At 43.7% G+C, this 17,817-nt stretch carries 19 protein-coding genes and 1 pseudogene; 19 read left to right on the top strand and 1 reads right to left on the bottom strand.

Going from position 1 to position 17,817, the window contains the following annotated elements; translation table 11 throughout:
* Positions 1 to 88: 88 nt before the first annotated feature.
* The 19 genes from rnpA to glmU all read left to right on the top strand — a co-directional run bounded on the left by rnpA (position 89) and on the right by glmU (position 17,396).
* Complete coding sequence (rnpA, locus tag B7C60_RS02620; protein WP_161455716.1) at positions 89 to 412, top strand: ribonuclease P protein component; 324 nt, start codon at positions 89 to 91, stop codon at positions 410 to 412.
* The gene (gene yidD, locus B7C60_RS02615; protein ID WP_099610305.1) at positions 379 to 636 is read left to right on the top strand and encodes a membrane protein insertion efficiency factor YidD; all 258 of its coding nucleotides are present in this window, start codon (positions 379 to 381) and stop codon (positions 634 to 636) included. Before rnpA ends, yidD begins: the two co-directional genes overlap by 34 nt.
* A 2-nt stretch (positions 637 to 638) precedes the next feature.
* On the top strand, positions 639 to 2,261 hold the full coding sequence (yidC, locus tag B7C60_RS02610; RefSeq protein WP_099610304.1) for a membrane protein insertase YidC: 1,623 nt from the start codon (positions 639 to 641) through the stop codon (positions 2,259 to 2,261).
* A gap of 94 nt (positions 2,262 to 2,355) precedes the next feature.
* Entirely contained in the window at positions 2,356 to 3,717 is a 1,362-nt protein-coding gene (mnmE, locus tag B7C60_RS02605) for a tRNA uridine-5-carboxymethylaminomethyl(34) synthesis GTPase MnmE (protein WP_099610303.1), read from the top strand.
* A 10-nt stretch (positions 3,718 to 3,727) separates the two neighbouring features.
* Positions 3,728 to 4,165, top strand: a complete 438-nt coding sequence (gene mioC, locus B7C60_RS02600; protein ID WP_099610302.1) for an FMN-binding protein MioC — start codon at positions 3,728 to 3,730, stop codon at positions 4,163 to 4,165.
* Between the two features lie 428 nt (positions 4,166 to 4,593).
* A complete protein-coding gene (gene mnmG, locus B7C60_RS02595; RefSeq protein ID WP_099610301.1) occupies positions 4,594 to 6,492 on the top strand; it encodes a tRNA uridine-5-carboxymethylaminomethyl(34) synthesis enzyme MnmG in 1,899 nt (632 codons plus the stop codon).
* Entirely contained in the window at positions 6,489 to 7,121 is a 633-nt protein-coding gene (rsmG, locus tag B7C60_RS02590; RefSeq protein WP_099610300.1) for a 16S rRNA (guanine(527)-N(7))-methyltransferase RsmG, read from the top strand. Before mnmG ends, rsmG begins: the two co-directional genes overlap by 4 nt.
* 14 nt (positions 7,122 to 7,135) lie before the next feature.
* A complete protein-coding gene (locus B7C60_RS02585) occupies positions 7,136 to 7,909 on the top strand; it encodes a ParA family protein (RefSeq protein WP_099610299.1) in 774 nt (257 codons plus the stop codon).
* A gap of 23 nt (positions 7,910 to 7,932) precedes the next feature.
* Positions 7,933 to 8,829, top strand: a complete 897-nt coding sequence (locus B7C60_RS02580; RefSeq protein WP_099610298.1) for a ParB/RepB/Spo0J family partition protein — start codon at positions 7,933 to 7,935, stop codon at positions 8,827 to 8,829.
* Positions 8,830 to 8,987: 158 nt separating this feature from the next.
* Positions 8,988 to 9,392 carry an ATP synthase subunit I gene (locus tag B7C60_RS02575; RefSeq protein WP_099610297.1) on the top strand — a complete coding sequence of 135 codons (405 nt, stop codon included), beginning with the start codon at positions 8,988 to 8,990 and terminating at the stop codon, positions 9,390 to 9,392.
* Positions 9,385 to 10,209: a F0F1 ATP synthase subunit A gene (gene atpB / locus B7C60_RS02570; RefSeq protein ID WP_099610296.1), complete on the top strand. Its 825-nt coding sequence runs from the start codon at positions 9,385 to 9,387 to the stop codon at positions 10,207 to 10,209. Before B7C60_RS02575 ends, atpB begins: the two co-directional genes overlap by 8 nt.
* 44 nt (positions 10,210 to 10,253) lie before the next feature.
* Entirely contained in the window at positions 10,254 to 10,469 is a 216-nt protein-coding gene (gene atpE / locus B7C60_RS02565; protein WP_071178281.1) for a F0F1 ATP synthase subunit C, read from the top strand.
* A 69-nt stretch (positions 10,470 to 10,538) separates the two neighbouring features.
* A complete protein-coding gene (atpF, locus tag B7C60_RS02560; RefSeq protein WP_099610295.1) occupies positions 10,539 to 11,009 on the top strand; it encodes a F0F1 ATP synthase subunit B in 471 nt (156 codons plus the stop codon).
* A gap of 14 nt (positions 11,010 to 11,023) precedes the next feature.
* On the top strand, positions 11,024 to 11,554 hold the full coding sequence (locus tag B7C60_RS02555) for a F0F1 ATP synthase subunit delta (protein WP_099610294.1): 531 nt from the start codon (positions 11,024 to 11,026) through the stop codon (positions 11,552 to 11,554).
* Positions 11,555 to 11,571: 17 nt separating this feature from the next.
* Positions 11,572 to 13,113 carry a F0F1 ATP synthase subunit alpha gene (gene atpA, locus B7C60_RS02550; RefSeq protein ID WP_099610293.1) on the top strand — a complete coding sequence of 514 codons (1,542 nt, stop codon included), beginning with the start codon at positions 11,572 to 11,574 and terminating at the stop codon, positions 13,111 to 13,113.
* A 34-nt stretch (positions 13,114 to 13,147) separates the two neighbouring features.
* Complete coding sequence (atpG, locus tag B7C60_RS02545; protein WP_099610292.1) at positions 13,148 to 14,011, top strand: F0F1 ATP synthase subunit gamma; 864 nt, start codon at positions 13,148 to 13,150, stop codon at positions 14,009 to 14,011.
* A 28-nt stretch (positions 14,012 to 14,039) separates the two neighbouring features.
* The gene (gene atpD, locus B7C60_RS02540; protein ID WP_099610291.1) at positions 14,040 to 15,443 is read left to right on the top strand and encodes a F0F1 ATP synthase subunit beta; all 1,404 of its coding nucleotides are present in this window, start codon (positions 14,040 to 14,042) and stop codon (positions 15,441 to 15,443) included.
* A 24-nt stretch (positions 15,444 to 15,467) separates the two neighbouring features.
* Positions 15,468 to 15,893, top strand: coding sequence for a F0F1 ATP synthase subunit epsilon (locus B7C60_RS02535; RefSeq protein ID WP_099610290.1), 426 nt, complete (start codon positions 15,468 to 15,470; stop codon positions 15,891 to 15,893).
* 141 nt (positions 15,894 to 16,034) lie between these two features.
* The gene (gene glmU / locus B7C60_RS02530) at positions 16,035 to 17,396 is read left to right on the top strand and encodes a bifunctional UDP-N-acetylglucosamine diphosphorylase/glucosamine-1-phosphate N-acetyltransferase GlmU (RefSeq protein ID WP_099610289.1); all 1,362 of its coding nucleotides are present in this window, start codon (positions 16,035 to 16,037) and stop codon (positions 17,394 to 17,396) included.
* A gap of 47 nt (positions 17,397 to 17,443) precedes the next feature.
* Here the strand turns inward: glmU and B7C60_RS17620 are convergent.
* Positions 17,444 to 17,817 (bottom strand): annotated as a pseudogene (locus B7C60_RS17620) (purine nucleoside transporter PunC); the annotation flags it as partial.

The following is a 17,817-nucleotide window of genomic DNA, read 5'->3' as shown; positions in this document are numbered from 1 at the left end:
AATGCACGTCGTGCAAAAGGCCGTAAGCGCCTGTCAAAATAATCACTGAATTATTTTGAATACGTACGCGTTCAATCGGGAGTTACGTCTGCTAACTCCCGAGCATTATAAAAACGTCTTCCAGCAAGCGCACCGTGCTGGCTCCCCTCATTTTACTATCATTGCCCGCGATAATAATCTCTCTCATCCTCGTTTAGGATTGGCTGTTCCAAAGAAGCAAATTAAAACGGCGGTGGGTCGTAATCGCTTCAAACGTCTCGCTCGTGAAAGTTTTCGTCTCACACAACATCGACTCGCTAATAAAGATTTTGTTGTGATCGCGAAAAAGAGCGCGCAAGATTTAAGCAATGAGGAATTATTTACTTTGTTCGATAAATTATGGCATCGCCTATCTCGCCCTTCACGTGGTTAACCATTGGCTTAGTTAAACTCTACCAATGGATAATAAGTCCGCTTATCGGCCCTCGCTGTCGATTTACGCCGACTTGCTCAACTTATGCGATAGAAGCATTGCGAGCTCACGGTTTTATAAAAGGGTGTTGGTTATCCGGCAAACGTCTATTAAAATGCCACCCTTTGAACGAAGGGGGATATGACCCCGTTCCACCAGTCAAAAAACTAGACAGAGATAAATAACGATGGATTCTCAACGTAATATCCTGTTAATCGCTTTAGCGCTCGTTTCTTTCTTACTTTTCCAGCAATGGCAAACAACAAAGAATCCGGCCCAACCTGCGATTGAACAGGCTCAAGCTAACAGTAACACCCCTGCACCTTCTTTTGCTGATGAATTCGACCCTGCTCCTTCGCAGTCTCAGGCTTCAGCAAAAACCATTACAGTGATCTCGGATGTATTGACTCTGTCCATCGATACGATCGGTGGCGACATCGTCAGTGCCAAACTCAATCAATATTCTGATGAGTTGGATTCTGACCAACCTTTCGTTCTCTTAAAAAATGAGCCCGATCATCAATTTATTGCACAAAGTGGGTTAATCGGCCCTCAAGGAATTGATCTAAGCAGTAATAGTCGCCCGACTTATCATGTTAGCGCTGATCATTTTGAGCTAGCGGATGGGCAAGATGAATTGCGTATTCCGATGACTTATCAAGTCAATGGTATCGAATATAGTAAAACGTTTGTGGTTAAACGTAATGACTATGCCATTGACGTTATTTTTGACGTTGTGAACCGCTCGGGTAATAACGCCACGCTGGGTGTTTATGCTCATCTTCGTCAAAGCCTTCTTGATTCTGGGGGTAACCTTGCTATGCCAACTTATCGTGGCGGAGCCTACTCTACAGAAAATACTCGTTATAAAAAATACAGCTTCAAAGATATGCAGGAACGTAACCTATCCCTCCCTCTTCCTAATGGTGAAGGATGGGCAGCGATGATTCAGCATTACTTTGCAACAGCATGGATTCCGCGTAATGAACCCGACACCAATCTTTATTCTCGTGTCATTGGTAACCTTGGTGATATTGGTGTTCGTATCCCAAATAAAACCATCGCCGATGGCGACAGCACGCAATTTAAAGTCAGCCTATGGGTTGGGCCAAAACTGCAAAATGAAATGGCAGCGACAGCACCTAACCTAGACCTAGTTGTTGACTACGGTTGGTTATGGTTTATCGCGAAACCTTTACATACCTTGCTCTCATTTATTCAGAGCTTTGTTAGTAACTGGGGTATAGCAATCATCTGTTTGACCTTTATCGTCCGTGGCGCTATGTATCCTTTGACTAAGGCTCAATACACATCGATGGCCAAAATGCGTATGCTGCAACCCAAGCTGCAAGCGATGCGTGAACGCATTGGTGATGATCGCCAACGCATGAGCCAAGAAATGATGGAATTGTATAAGAAAGAGAAAGTAAACCCACTCGGTGGCTGTCTACCTATCGTTCTACAAATGCCGATTTTTATTGCTTTATACTGGGCATTGATGGAATCGGTTGAACTGCGTCATTCACCATTCTTTGGGTGGATACATGATCTTTCGGCTCAGGATCCATACTACATACTGCCGCTATTAATGGGGGCAAGTATGTTCATGATTCAGAAAATGAGTCCAAATACTGTTACTGATCCAATGCAACAGAAGATCATGACCTTCATGCCGGTAATGTTTACCTTCTTCTTCTTGTTCTTTCCATCCGGTCTCGTACTTTACTGGTTGGTATCAAACATTGTGACTCTGATTCAGCAAACGCTCATTTACAAGTCACTCGAGAAAAGAGGTTTACACTCTAAGTAAGCATAAATCTCATCGATCAAGGCGACCTTTTGGTCGCCTTTTTATTATTGGCTGATTACAATAATCACCAGTAAATAATTCAATAGGTAATGTTATGACCACCGATACCATTGTCGCGCAAGCCACCGCTCTAGGACGTGGCGGCGTAGGCATTATACGCGTTTCAGGCCCTCTGGCCGCCCAAGCCGCCCTTGAGGTCACCGGGAAGCAGCTTAAACCTCGCTACGCGGAATATTTGCCTTTCAAAGATAATGATGGTGTGGTACTTGACCAAGGCATTGCACTTTATTTTCCCAATCCGAATTCCTTTACCGGAGAAGATGTCCTAGAGCTACAAGGCCATGGCGGCCCAGTTGTCATGGATATGCTTATCAAACGCATTCTTACCATCCCGGGGATTCGCCCAGCTCGCCCTGGTGAGTTTTCTGAACGTGCATTCTTAAACGATAAGTTAGACTTAACCCAAGCAGAAGCCATTGCAGATCTGATCGATGCCAGTTCTGAACAAGCGGCAAAATCGGCACTAAAATCGCTTCAAGGACGATTTTCTCAACGCATTCATACCCTTGTAGAGTCATTGATCCATCTACGTATTTACGTTGAAGCTGCGATTGATTTTCCAGAAGAAGAAATTGACTTTTTAGCTGATGGAAAAGTATCTAATGATTTACAAGCAATTATCGATAACCTTGCTGCTGTGCGTCAAGAAGCCAATCAAGGTGCGATCATGCGTGAAGGGATGAAGGTTGTTATTGCCGGACGTCCAAATGCTGGTAAATCGAGCCTGTTAAATGCTTTATCGGGTAAAGAGTCGGCTATTGTCACCGATATTGCAGGTACAACACGTGATGTGTTACGTGAACATATTCATATTGATGGCATGCCACTACATATCATAGACACAGCAGGACTGCGTGAGGCCTCTGATGAAGTCGAAAGAATTGGTATCGAGCGTGCGTGGGAAGAAATAAAACAAGCTGATCGCGTTTTATTTATGGTCGATGGCACCACGACCGAAGCAACCGATCCCAAAGACATTTGGCCTGATTTTGTCGACCGTTTGCCGGATCATATGGGGATGACAGTGATCCGTAATAAAGTCGATCAAACAGGAGAACCATTAGGGATTTGCCATGTTAACCAACCAACCTTGATTCGTCTTTCTGCTAAAACTGGTCAAGGCGTCGAAGCGCTACGTACCCATTTGAAAGAGTGCATGGGCTTTACCGGTAACCAAGAAGGCGGCTTTATGGCGCGTCGGCGTCATCTCGATGCCTTAGAACGTGCGGCAGAACATCTCACCATCGGCCAACAACAGTTGGAAGGTTATATGGCTGGAGAAATCCTCGCCGAAGAGTTACGTATTGCTCAGCAACACTTAAATGAGATCACGGGTGAATTTAGTTCTGATGATCTCCTCGGGCGAATTTTCTCTTCGTTTTGTATCGGGAAATAGAGTTAACTATATGATCCATATTATAACAGGTAGTACATTAGGTGGTGCAGAATATGTGGGAGATCACATCAGTGATGCATTACAACAAGCAGAAATCGAAAGCCATATCCATAACCAGCCGGTATTGGCAGATATTCCTGCTCAAGGTATCTGGCTTATTGTTACTTCCACGCATGGTGCGGGGGATTACCCAGATAATATCCAACCTTTTATTGCCGCTTTGCAACAAACACCGCCAAATACGCAACAGCTTCGTTATGCGGTCATCGCACTTGGAGATTCAAGCTATGATACTTTTTGCGCTGCTGGTAAACACGCACATGAGCTGTTAGCTGATATTGGTGCCACCCCACTTGCAGACTGCTTTACTATCGACGTTCAACAACATCCGGTTCCAGAGGAAGCCTTAGCTGACTGGCTCAATACATTTATAGCGCGTATTGACTAATTTTTTCCTCCCTATCCTCTTTCTTTTAAGCGGCTTAGGCCGCTTTTTCTTTTTTACCTTCTTATTCTCTTGTGTATAACTACCATTTTATCCGGTGATTAACCTATAGTTATTCATAGAATAACTTTGATCATTATTTTCCTTGTGTATAACTACCACTTTTGATCCCAGCTAATCCTCCGTTTGATCAGGTGATGATCACACGTTCTGATCTTATTCATTAGCATGATCTTATTGATCATTTATCAGTTATCCACAGAGATCCTCTCCCTTAATAGTAGATCTAACAGAAGATCTCTATATAAGATCTTTTTTATATAATTGATTTACTGCTTTCTGGAAAAAAGCATAAAAGCGATTTTCTCGCTGTTGGAAAGAAGGTAGAATACGGCTCTTTTGTTTATCTCAATGAATACCTGAGGTCGTTCATGCTTTATCACGAAACATTTGACGTCATTGTGGTTGGTGGCGGTCACGCAGGAACGGAAGCCGCTCTCGCAGCCGCTCGTACGGGCCAACGTACGTTACTTCTTACCCATAATATTGATACATTAGGGCAGATGTCCTGTAACCCTGCTATCGGAGGGATTGGTAAAGGACATTTAGTGAAAGAAGTGGATGCCATGGGTGGATTAATGGCTGAAGCGATTGATCATGCAGGTATTCAATTTAGAACTCTTAATGCTTCGAAAGGCCCTGCTGTTCGAGCTACACGAGCTCAGGCAGATCGAGCACTTTATAAGGCTTATGTTCGTCATACTTTGGAAAATACCCCCAACCTGACGCTGTTTCAGCAAGCTGCTGATGATCTTATTGTCGAGAACGATCATGTGCGTGGTGTTGTCACGCAAATGGGCCTAAAGTTTCATGCCAGATCGGTGGTATTGACGGTAGGAACTTTCCTAGGTGGTAAGATCCACATTGGATTGGAAAACTTTTCTGGTGGTCGAGCCGGGGACCCTCCATCGATCGCATTAGCACAACGTTTGCGAGAATTGCCATTTCGAGTGGATCGTCTGAAAACTGGCACACCACCACGTATTGATGCAAATAGCGTTGATTTCTCAGTACTGGAAGCGCAACACGGTGATAATCCAACGCCCGTATTTTCATTTATGGGCAAGCGTGATCATCATCCGCGTCAGATCCCATGCTTTATCACACACACAAACGAGAAAACGCACGATGTGATCCGCAATAATTTGGATCGTAGCCCAATGTATGCGGGTGTTATTGAAGGTATAGGCCCACGCTATTGCCCATCCATCGAAGATAAAGTGATGCGTTTTGCGGATAAAAATAGCCACCAAATTTTTATCGAACCTGAAGGTTTAACTACCACTGAACTATATCCAAACGGTATTTCCACTAGTTTACCTTTTGATGTTCAAGTTCAAATTGTTCGTTCGATGAAAGGGTTTGAAAATGCCCATATTGTGCGACCTGGCTATGCGATTGAATACGATTTCTTCGATCCTCGCGATTTAAAACAGACCTATGAAACCAAATTTGTTCATGGTCTGTTCTTTGCTGGGCAGATCAACGGTACCACCGGTTATGAAGAAGCAGCAGCGCAAGGCTTAATGGCAGGGTTGAACGCCAGCTTGTACAGTCAAGAAAAAGAAGGCTGGAGCCCTCGTCGAGATCAAGCTTATATGGGCGTGTTAATCGACGATCTTTCTACCATTGGTACAAAAGAACCTTATCGTATGTTCACTTCTCGTGCTGAATATCGCTTACTACTGCGCGAAGATAACGCAGATTTACGTCTAACCGAAAAAGCATATCAATTAGGTTTGATTAGTGATGATCGTTGGGCTCGTTTTAATCAAAAAGTTGATCATATGAATAAAGAGCGTCAGCGTTTAAAAGATACGTGGATGAATCCTCAGTCAAAAGAGGTTGATGCGCTGAATTCTTTATTAAAAACACCAATATCCCGTGAAGCTAGCGGTGAAGATTTACTACGCCGCCCTGAAATGACTTATGAACGGTTAACCTCTCTTCCTACCTTTGCGCCCGCTTTAGAAGATCATCAGGCCGCTGAGCAGGTTGAAATTCAGGTTAAATACGAAGGGTATATTCAACGTCAGCAAGATGAAATTGAAAAATCTTTGCGCCATGAACATACTAAATTACCGGTTGATTTAGATTATAAAGCCGTGAAAGGATTATCGAATGAGGTGGTTGCTAAACTGAATGCGTCTAAACCGGAAACGGTTGGAATTGCCTCGCGTATTTCAGGAATTACGCCTGCAGCGATTTCCATCCTACTCGTGCACCTGAAAAAGCATGGTTTGCTAAAAAAGGGAGAGGCTGAGTCATGAATCCATTAAAAGTTAGACTCGATGCGCTGATTGCGCAAACCAACCTTATTGTTTCTGAGTCGCAACGAGAACAATTGGTCGGTTATGTTGAGCTACTGAATAAATGGAATAAAGCGTATAACTTAACCTCCGTTCGAGACCCAATGGATATGTTGGTGAAACATATCCTTGATAGTATAGTGGTAAGCCCACACTTAGTGGGTAAACGTTTTATCGATGTTGGCACGGGCCCTGGATTACCAGGTATTCCGCTGGCTATTATGAATCCAGATAAACATTTTGTGTTGTTGGATAGTTTGGGTAAACGGATTCGTTTTATTAAACAAGCGCTGCATGATCTGGGGATCAGTAATGTTACGCCAATACAAAGTCGAGTCGAACAGTACCAACCGGAACAAGGGTTTGATGGTGTACTTAGCCGAGCCTTTGCTTCTATGCTGGATATGGTAGAGTGGTGTCAACACCTACCTTGCGCTGAGCGTGGACGCTTTTTAGCCCTCAAAGGTCAGCATCCGGAAGAAGAGATAACCCTACTTCCAGAGTGGTGTTGTGTGATCGACATCAAAGCTTTGAATGTTCCAGAGTTGGAAGGTGAGCGTCATCTTGTAATCTTATCGCGCAAGGAATAATAGCGAGGCATACCGTGGGTAAAATTGTAGCGATCGCCAACCAGAAAGGTGGCGTGGGAAAAACAACAACCTGTATTAATTTAGCTGCATCTATGGCTGCAACTAAACGTAAAGTATTGGTTGTCGATCTCGATCCGCAAGGCAATGCAACAATGGCTAGTGGTGTAGATAAGTATCAAGTCGATGCAACCGCATATGAGTTATTGGTTGAAGAAGCCCCGTTTGAAGATGTGGTATGTCGTAAAACATCTGGACATTATGATTTAATTGCGGCTAATGGTGATGTGACAGCCGCGGAAATTAAGTTAATGGAGGTTTTCGCGCGCGAAGTTCGCTTGAAAAACGCCCTCTCGGCAGTTCGTGATAACTATGATTTCATCTTTATTGATTGCCCCCCCTCTTTAAATCTACTTACAATCAACGCGATGGCAGCAGCTGATTCGGTGCTGGTGCCAATGCAATGTGAGTACTTCGCATTAGAGGGACTAACCGCTTTAATGGATACTATCAGTAAGTTAGCTGCTGTGGTGAATGATAATTTGAAGATCGAAGGTTTACTTAGAACCATGTATGATCCGCGTAATCGGCTAGCGAACGAAGTTTCTGACCAGTTAAAAAAACATTTTGGTAATAAAGTTTACCGTACGGTCATTCCTCGTAATGTACGTCTTGCTGAAGCGCCCAGTTATGGTAAGCCAGCAATGTATTATGATAAGTACTCCGCAGGAGCTAAAGCTTACCTCGCTTTAGCGGGCGAGATGTTGCGTCGTGAAGAAATCCCTGCATAACACCGAAAAAGGAACAATCTTACATGTCTAAACGTGGCTTAGGAAAAGGATTAGATGCTTTGCTTGCTACCAGTTCCATGGCAAGAGAAAAGCAGCAGGTCGCTTCGCATAGCCAAGCGATGTCAGCAGATGGCGAGCTAACTGAACTGACCATCACTAGCCTTACACCAGGTATTTATCAGCCACGTAAAGACATGTCGCCAGAAGCACTAGAAGAACTCGCTGCTTCTATTCATTCGCAAGGTATTATTCAACCGATTGTCGTTAGGCCTTTAGAGTTTGGTGGTTTTGAAATCATCGCCGGTGAACGACGTTGGCGCGCAGCAAAACAAGCCGGATTAAAACAAGTTCCATGTTTGATCAAACGAGTGGATGATCGAGCGGCGATCGCGATGGCCTTGATCGAAAATATTCAGCGTGAAGATCTGAATGTGATTGAAGAAGCTCAAGCGCTAGAAAGGCTACAAGATGAATTCAAACTGACTCACCAACAAGTGGCCGATGTGATTGGTAAATCACGCGCTACGGTTAGTAATCTTTTGCGCCTGAATCAATTACATGATGAAGTTAAACGGCTGGTTGAAAATAAACAACTCGAAATGGGGCATGCTCGAACACTATTAGCCTTAACAGCTGAGCAGCAGATAATGTGCGCTGAAGAGATGGTAAAAAAGCATTTAACCGTGCGTCAAGCAGAGGCTTTGGTGAAACGTTGGTTAAATCACGAAGAAAAGAAAGAGTCACCAAAAACAGACCTTGCGAAAGAGGTTGAGCAACAATTAAATGCCATTGCTGAACGATTAAAAACACCAATGGCGATACAATTACAAGCAAGTGGAAAAGGTCGTGTTGTGATCGATTTTACCGATCAGGAACAGTTGAACCATTTGTTGAAACAATTAGATACGATTGTCTCGTAAATATAGCTGACAGAATGTTTTTTCTGTGGCTTAGTTCACCTGCTTTAAGTTGAGTTTTTACGCTACATATATATAATTTTGAAGCTTTTTTCACCGAGTTGTAAAGTTTTATTAACTTTATCCCGTTGGATGAGTGATACAGAAAACAGGGGCTTTTGATGTTTATAGCAGGACAAAGTTGGCAAGCAAAGGCGGCATTTCGAATTGTTCACCTTCAGCTTGTTTTCTTACTGCTGATCGGAGGCGTGACGTATATGTACTGGGGCCCCAATCAGGCACGCTTTATTTTAAAAGGTGGAGCGATTGCCGTGATGGGTAACTATGTCTATACACTGTTTGCCTTCCTCCCAAAGGCCAATGCAGACGGTACCGTTTTGCTTGGCTTTATTATGATGGGGTGGGCTTTGAAGCTGGTGTTAACCGTGACTATGTTTGTGTTAATTTTTAATTTAACAGATGTGCATCATCCTGGTGCCATGATGTCAGGTTATAAATTAACATTGCTGGTTTTTTGGATAGCACCAATACTACTTACCGCAAAAAATGGGAACCACCATGGCTGATACTCCGAAGGAATATATTCAGCACCACCTTTCAAGCGCTCAAGTTTGTTTGGTTGATGGTAACATCACCACAAACCACGGTTGTGTGGATGCTGGATTTTGGACGTTAAACTGGGATGCCTTATTGATCTCAGTGAGTCTAGGCGTGCTGTTTTTGTGGTTGTTTTATCGTGTTGGGAAAAATGCAACCACGGGAGTTCCGGGTAAATGGCAATGCTTTGTCGAAATGCTCATAGAGCAAGTCGATGAGCTAGTCAAAGGAACTTTTCATGGCAAGGATAAGTTGGTCGCTCCCTTGGCATTAACCATTTTCGTCTGGATATTCCTGATGAACTTAATGGATTTAGTGCCAGTGGATTATGTTCCTGAAGCCATGAAATTGGCAGGCGTCGATTATTTCAAACTTCTCCCTACGGTGAACTTGAATATAACTCTGTCGCTAGCAATAGGCGTATTACTGCTGGTAATTGCTTATTACATCAAATACAAAGGATTCAAGGGATTTGTGAAGGAGTTTACTTTACATCCAATTAACCATTGGTCGTTAATTCCTTTCAACTTTGTTCTTGAGACGGTGTCATTATTGGCAAAACCGATATCACTCTCGTTACGTTTGTACGGTAACATGTACGCAGGTGAGTTGATCTTTATTTTGATCGCAATCACTTATGGTGCAGGATTCGTACTCGGTGGCTTAGGTGTTATCGCTCATGTCATTTGGGCCATCTTCCATATTTTGATTATTACGCTACAAGCCTTTATTTTTATGATGCTGACGATTGTGTATCTCAGTATGGCAAGTAATGACTCTCATTAAACTCTTAATTTAAACAACCCAATAAACCTGGAGATACTTTTATTATGGAAACTTATTTCGTTGTTGCTCTACTACTTGGTATGTGTGCTCTAGCGACTGGTATTGGCTTTGCAATCCTAGGCGGTAAATTCCTAGAATCTGTTGCTCGTCAACCAGAAATGGCTCCAATTCTACAAACCAACATGTTTATCATCGCCGGTCTTCTTGATGCGGTTCCTATGATTGGTGTAGGTATCGCAATGTACATGTTGTTTGCATAACTAGTCCTTTTTGTGTCACCCAACGCAAAGATGATTGGGTAAACAGAAGCAAAATAAAGGAGAGTTAGTGTGAATATCAATGCAACTCTGTTGGGCCAAACCATCGCATTTTTAATCTTTGTTTGGTTCTGCATGAAGTATGTATGGCCTCCTTTGATGAGAGCCATTGAAGAACGTCAGAAAAAAATTGCTGACGGCTTAGCTTCTGCTGAGCGTGCTGATAAAGCCTTGAATTTGGCTAAAAGTAATGCAGCAGATCAGCTAAAAAGTGCAAAACAAGAGGCGCTAGTCATCATTGAGCAAGCGAATAAACGCAAAGCCCAAATTTTAGATGAAGCTCGTCAAGAAGCGGCGCAAGAGCGTGAGCATATCTTGGCTCAAGGTAAGGCAGAATTGGAAGCGCAAATGATGCGAGCTCGTAATGAGCTGCAAAAAGAGGTGTCTTCACTTGCTTTATTGGCGGCTGAGAAAATTGTACAGCGCACCGTCGATCAGGCAGCTAACCAAGACATACTTGATAGTATATCTGCGAAGCTATAAAGGAGGGCATTTGTATGTCGGATTTGACAACGATTGCTCGTCCATATGCTAAGGCTGCATTTAGTTACGCTAGTGAGCATGGTGTGGTTGATCAATGGTCAGCAATGCTTGAACTGGCGAAAACAATGTCGTTGGTACCTGAATTATCGTCAGCTGCATTTAGTTTACAACCTGAGCAATTAGTGCAGGTTTATTCAGATGTCGCGGGTGAGCAGTTTGATCAACCTATGTGTAACTTTTTACAGGTGTTGATGGAAAATCGTCGTATGGCGGTGCTCGGTGATATATCTCAGCAGTTTCAAAAGTTGGCTACCGCATCTTCTGGTACAAAAGAAGTGAAAGTAGTGACCTCTTATGAGTTAAGCGATGAACAGGTTGAAACTTTAACCAGTAACTTAGAAAAACGCTATGACTGTAAAGTGAAGCTGAATTGCCAAGTTGACAGCAATCTTATTGGCGGAGCCGTTATTCGAGTAGGGGATAGCATCCTCGACAACTCGTTACTGGGTCGTATTAATCGTCTGAAAGACGTGATGAAGTCTTAATTAGGGGAATTGGAGCAATGCAACTTAATTCCACGGAAATCAGCGAAATCATTAGAAAGCGAATTGAAGGTTTCAACGTTGTTTCTGATGCTCGCAATGAAGGTACTATCGTATCGGTAAGCGATGGTATCATCCGTATCCACGGCCTAGCGGACGTGATGCAAGGTGAAATGATTGAATTACCGGGTGGCTACTATGCACTGGCACTGAACTTGGAGCGTGACTCTGTTGGTGCGGTTGTGATGGGGCCATATACGGATTTGAGCGAAGGCATGAAAGTGACCGGAACTGGGCGTATTCTAGAAGTTCCCGTTGGTCCTGAGCTTCTTGGTCGTGTGGTGAACACATTGGGTGAACCGATTGATGGTAAAGGCCCAATTGACGCAAAATTAACATCTCCTGTAGAAGTGATTGCGCCTGGGGTTATTGATCGTAAATCGGTCGATCAACCTGTTCAAACGGGTTATAAATCTGTTGATGCGATGATTCCTATCGGTCGAGGTCAACGTGAGTTGATTATCGGTGACCGCCAAACCGGTAAAACTGCACTCGCAATTGATGCGATTATTAACCAGAAAGATTCTGGCATCTTTTCTATTTACGTTGCGATTGGCCAAAAAGCGTCAACCATTGCTAACGTGGTACGTAAATTAGAAGAGCATGACGCGTTAAAAAATACCATTGTTGTTGTGGCATCTGCGTCTGAGTCTGCCGCGCTACAATATCTTGCACCTTATTCAGGTTGTGCGATGGGTGAGTATTTCCGCGATCGTGGTGAAGATGCACTGATTGTTTATGATGATTTATCTAAACAAGCGGTAGCTTATCGTCAAATTTCATTACTGCTACGTCGTCCACCGGGTCGTGAAGCTTTCCCGGGTGACGTATTCTATCTCCACTCGCGTTTGCTTGAGCGTGCTGCTCGTGTTAGTGAAGAGTACGTAGAGCGCTTTACTCAGGGTGAAGTAAAAGGCAAAACGGGTTCTTTGACGGCGCTGCCGATTATTGAAACTCAAGCGGGTGATGTTTCTGCTTTCGTTCCAACCAACGTAATTTCGATTACCGATGGTCAGATCTTCCTACAAACCGAATTGTTTAACGGGGGGATTCGCCCAGCGGTTGACCCTGGTATTTCTGTTTCTCGGGTTGGTGGTGCTGCACAAACGAAGATCATCAAGAAACTGTCTGGTGGTATTCGTACCGCACTAGCGGCGTATCGTGAACTAGCGGCATTCGCTCAGTTTGCTTCCGATCTCGATGAAGCGACCAAACGTCAGCTAAATCATGGTCAAAAAGTGACTGAATTGATGAAGCAGAAGCAGTATGCACCGATGTCAGTCTTTGATCAGGCGTTGGTTATTTTTGCCGCTGAACGTGGTTATTTGAACGATATCGAATTAAATAAAGTGTTGGATTTTGAATCTTCACTTCTGTCGTATGCTCATTCTCAATATGCTGAGTTTAAAGCAGAAATTGACAAGACGGGTGCTTATAACGATGAGATCGAAGCCAAACTTAAAAAATTGGTGGAAGATTTCAAAGCAACTCAGACTTGGTAATTACAACCTACATTGTAATTAACGGAGAGTAACGATGGCCAATACAAAAGAGATTCGTAGTAAGATTGGGAGTGTCAAAAGCACTCAGAAGATTACTAAAGCAATGGAAATGGTAGCGGCTTCTAAAATGCGTCGGACTCAAGATGCAATGGAAGGGCCTCGTCCATATTCAAAAATAATTCGTAAAGTCATTGGTCATTTAGCTAACGGTACTTTGGAGTATAAACATCCTTACTTAGAAGAACGTGAAGCTAAACGTGTTGGGTATATTATCGTTTCAACCGATCGCGGCTTGTGTGGTGGATTAAACATCAATATGTTTAAAAAAGCCGTTGCTCATATGCATGAGTATTCAAGCCGTGGTAGTGAGGTTGATATTGCTGTGATCGGAAGTAAGGGCAGTTCTTACTTTCGTAGCATAGGTGCAAAAATCGTCGCACAAAAGACTGGGGTCGGTGATGAACCTGAGTTAGATGATTTAATCGGTTCTATCAGTGTGATGCTTAAAAAGTATCAAAAAGGTGAAATCGATCGTTTGTACTTAGTATTCAACGAGTTTATTAACTCGATGACTCAACAACCAAAGATGGATCAATTGTTGCCTTTGCCGAAAACGCAAGATGAATCAGAATTTAAACATGCTTGGAGTTATATGTTTGAATCTGATCAGAAAAAACTACTCAATACACTGATGACTCGTTATATCGAAGCTCAAGTCTATCAGGCGGTGGTTGAGAATTTAGCGTGTGAAATGTCTGCTCGGATGGTAGCAATGAGAGCAGCATCAGATAACGCTGGTAATCTGATTGATGACTTAGAATTGGTGTATAACAAAGCCCGTCAAACGGCGATTACCCAAGAGCTATCAGAGATTGTTGGCGGCGCTTCGGCGGTTTAAAGGTAATTAACAGACTAGAGGATTAACGATGGCTACAGGTAAGATCGTACAGATCATCGGTGCGGTAGTCGACGTAGAGTTTCCACAGAGCTCAGTACCTAGTGTTTATGATGCACTGAATGTTCAGGACGCAAAAGAACGTCTTGTGCTGGAAGTTCAGCAACAGCTAGGCGGCGGCATTGTTCGCTGTATCGTAATGGGTAGCTCAGATGGTTTACGTCGTGGAATGTCAGTAGAAAACACCGGCGCTCCAATATCAGTACCAGTGGGGATGAAAACCCTTGGTCGTATCATGAACGTACTCGGTGATGCGATTGACGAACGCGGCGAAATTGGTGCAGAAGATGTTTATTCTATTCACCGCGCTGCGCCAAGCTATGAAGAGCAATCAAATGTAACTGAACTGCTTGAAACAGGCGTTAAAGTTATCGACCTGATCTGTCCGTTTGCGAAAGGCGGTAAAATCGGTCTATTTGGTGGCGCTGGTGTGGGTAAGACCGTTAACATGATGGAACTTATCAACAACATTGCGTTACAACACTCAGGTTTATCGGTATTTGCTGGGGTTGGAGAGCGGACTCGTGAGGGTAACGACTTCTACCATGAGATGCAGGAAGCGGGTGTTGTTAACATCGAAAAACCAGAAGAGTCAAAAGTGGCAATGGTCTATGGCCAGATGAACGAGCCACCAGGTAACCGTCTACGTGTTGCTTTGACGGGTTTGACGATGGCGGAAAAGTTCCGTGATGAAGGTCGTGATGTACTGCTATTTATCGATAACATCTACCGCTATACCCTAGCGGGAACGGAAGTATCAGCGTTACTTGGTCGTATGCCTTCTGCGGTAGGTTATCAACCAACGCTTGCTGAAGAAATGGGTGTTCTACAAGAACGTATTACATCGACAAAGACCGGTTCAATTACTTCCGTTCAGGCAGTATACGTGCCAGCTGATGACTTAACAGACCCATCACCAGCAACAACATTTGCTCACTTGGATGCAACGGTGGTACTTAACCGTAACATCGCTGCGATGGGGTTATACCCAGCCGTTGACCCATTAGATTCAACATCTCGTATGTTGGATCCATTAGTGGTTGGTCAAGAGCATTACGATGTGGCTCGTGGTGTTCAGTCAACACTACAGCGTTATAAAGAGCTGAAAGATATCATTGCCATTCTAGGTATGGACGAGTTGTCTGAATCTGATAAGCAATTAGTAGCTCGTGCGCGTAAGATTGAACGTTTCTTAACTCAGCCTTACCACGTAGCGGAAGTCTTTACGGGTGACCCTGGTATTTACGTACCACTTAAAGAAACTTTACGTGGCTTTAAAGGCTTATTAGCCGGCGATTATGATGACATTCCTGAGCAAGCGTTTATGTACTGCGGTACGATTGACGATGCGATAGAGAATGCCAAAAAGCTATAACGCTCAAATCTCCAAGGAGGCTTTATGACAGCATCAGTAACCTTTAACTTGGATGTAGTCAGTGCTGAGAAGCGGATATTCTCCGGCTTAGCACGCACTATTCAAGTCTCGGGTGAAAGCGGAGATTTAGGTGTTTTAGCCGGTCATATGCCCTTACTGACTTTCATCAGACCGGGCATGGTGCGTATTGTAACCATTAAAGGTGAAGAAGAAATTATCTACCTTTCTGGTGGCATACTTGAAGTTCAACCGAATGATGTAACGATTTTGGCAGATACAGCTATCCGCGCCGAAGAGCTTGATGAAGCGAAAGCAGCAGAAGCAAAACGTTCCGCGGAAGAAATGCTAAATGAAAACCATGGTGATGTGAATTTTGCACAAGCATCGAGTGAACTGGCTAAAGCGATTGCTCAGCTACGAGTAATTGAGTTGACAAGAAAGCGTCGCTGAGAATCTTCAGTACGTAATCATAAAAGGCGGCCAAAGGTCGCCTTTTTGCTTATTTTTTATCAGAAATTTATCCCAATAAATTAACACGACCACGGTTAGCCGCTAAAATGCGGCTCATATTTACAACGTCATAGGTAGCTCATGAAATTTAGCGCAGTGATTCTCGCCGCAGGCAAAGGCACACGCATGCACTCTAATATCCCGAAAGTATTGCACTCGTTAGCCGGTAAACCGATGGTCAAACATGTAATTGATACCTGTTATGGCTTAGGCGCTCATAATATTCACCTTGTTTACGGTCATGGTGGTGAACGGATGCAGCAGGCATTAGTTGATGAGCCGGTTAATTGGGTGCTACAAGCTGAGCAGTTAGGGACAGGTCATGCGGTTGATCAAGCATCAGAACACTTTAGAGATGACGAAAAAATATTGATTTTATACGGTGATGTGCCACTCATCTCAGAGCAAACTATAGAAAGCTTGCTTGAAGCTCAGCCCACCGGAGGGATTGCATTATTGACAGTTGTGCTGGATAACCCAACCGGTTACGGACGTATTGTTCGTAAAAATGGCCCTGTGGTTGCTATTGTTGAGCAAAAAGATGCATCAGAAGAACAAAAGCTCATCAAGGAAATCAACACAGGGGTAATGGTTGCAACCGGTGGAGATTTAAAACGTTGGCTAGCAGGGCTCAATAATAATAATGCTCAAGGGGAATACTATTTAACGGATGTGATTGCTGCCGCTCATGATGAAGGGCGTGCGGTCGAAGCGGTGCACCCAGCCAGCTCGATCGAAGTGGAAGGGGTTAATGATCGCATTCAATTAGCGCGTTTAGAGCGTGCTTTTCAAGCTCGTCAAGCGAATTTACTTTTAGAGCAAGGCGTTATGCTGAGAGATCCTGCTCGTTTTGATCTGCGTGGTGAATTGCAGTGTGGTACTGACGTTGAAATTGATGTGAATGTATTAATCGAAGGTCAGGTATCAATCGGTAATAATGTTGTCATTGGAGCTGGTTCTATTTTGAAAGACTGTGAAATTGACGACAATACCGTGATTCGTCCTTACAGTGTGATTGAAGGCGCTACGATTGGTGAACATTGTACCGTTGGCCCATTTAGCCGTTTACGCCCCGGAGCTGAGCTGCGTGATGATGCGCATGTTGGTAATTTTGTAGAGATGAAAAATGCTCGTTTAGGTGAAGGTTCAAAGGCCAACCATTTAACCTATCTCGGGGATGCCGAAATTGGCCAACGAGTGAATATCGGCGCGGGAGTTATTACGTGTAATTATGATGGTGCAAACAAATTCAAAACCATTATTGGCGATGATGTGTTTGTTGGCTCTGACAGCCAATTAGTTGCCCCTGTTACCATTGACAACGGAGCGACAATTGGAGCTGGAACCACACTGACGAAAAATGTTGCTCAAGGTGAGTTAGTCATTACTCGTGCGAAAGAAAAGAAAATTACAGGTTGGCAACGGCCAGTAAAAAATAAATGATTTTGTAAAAATAGCCAGCATTACGCTGGCTATTTTTCTATCTAAGGCTATTTATCTTGTACTACGCGGGCATTATCGGGTGTTGTGAAATGTTGGCTCAAGTGTTTATTGGCAACAATATAGCCAACCCATAGGCCAAACATACAGATCATAATGGCGATTCCAGTCACCATTTGCGCTTGACTCGCAAGGGTTGCTACGAGTGCACTCGCTAAGCTTGCGGCACAGATTTGTAAGCTATTTTGTAGCCCTGCAGCGGTGGCTGGACTCTGCTTGGCACTGGAAAGGGCTCGATTAACCACGATAGGATACAAGGCCCCATTGGCGACAGCAATTAAACAAAATGGTGCGAGAATCGGCCAGATAGAGGTCAGTGTCCATTGCGAAGCGATAAAAATAGAGACCGTTGATACCGTAAACA

It is taken from the genome of Vibrio fujianensis, assembly GCF_002749895.1.
Classification (GTDB): domain Bacteria; phylum Pseudomonadota; class Gammaproteobacteria; order Enterobacterales; family Vibrionaceae; genus Vibrio; species Vibrio fujianensis.
This window is presented reverse-complemented; position numbering and strand designations above follow the sequence as displayed.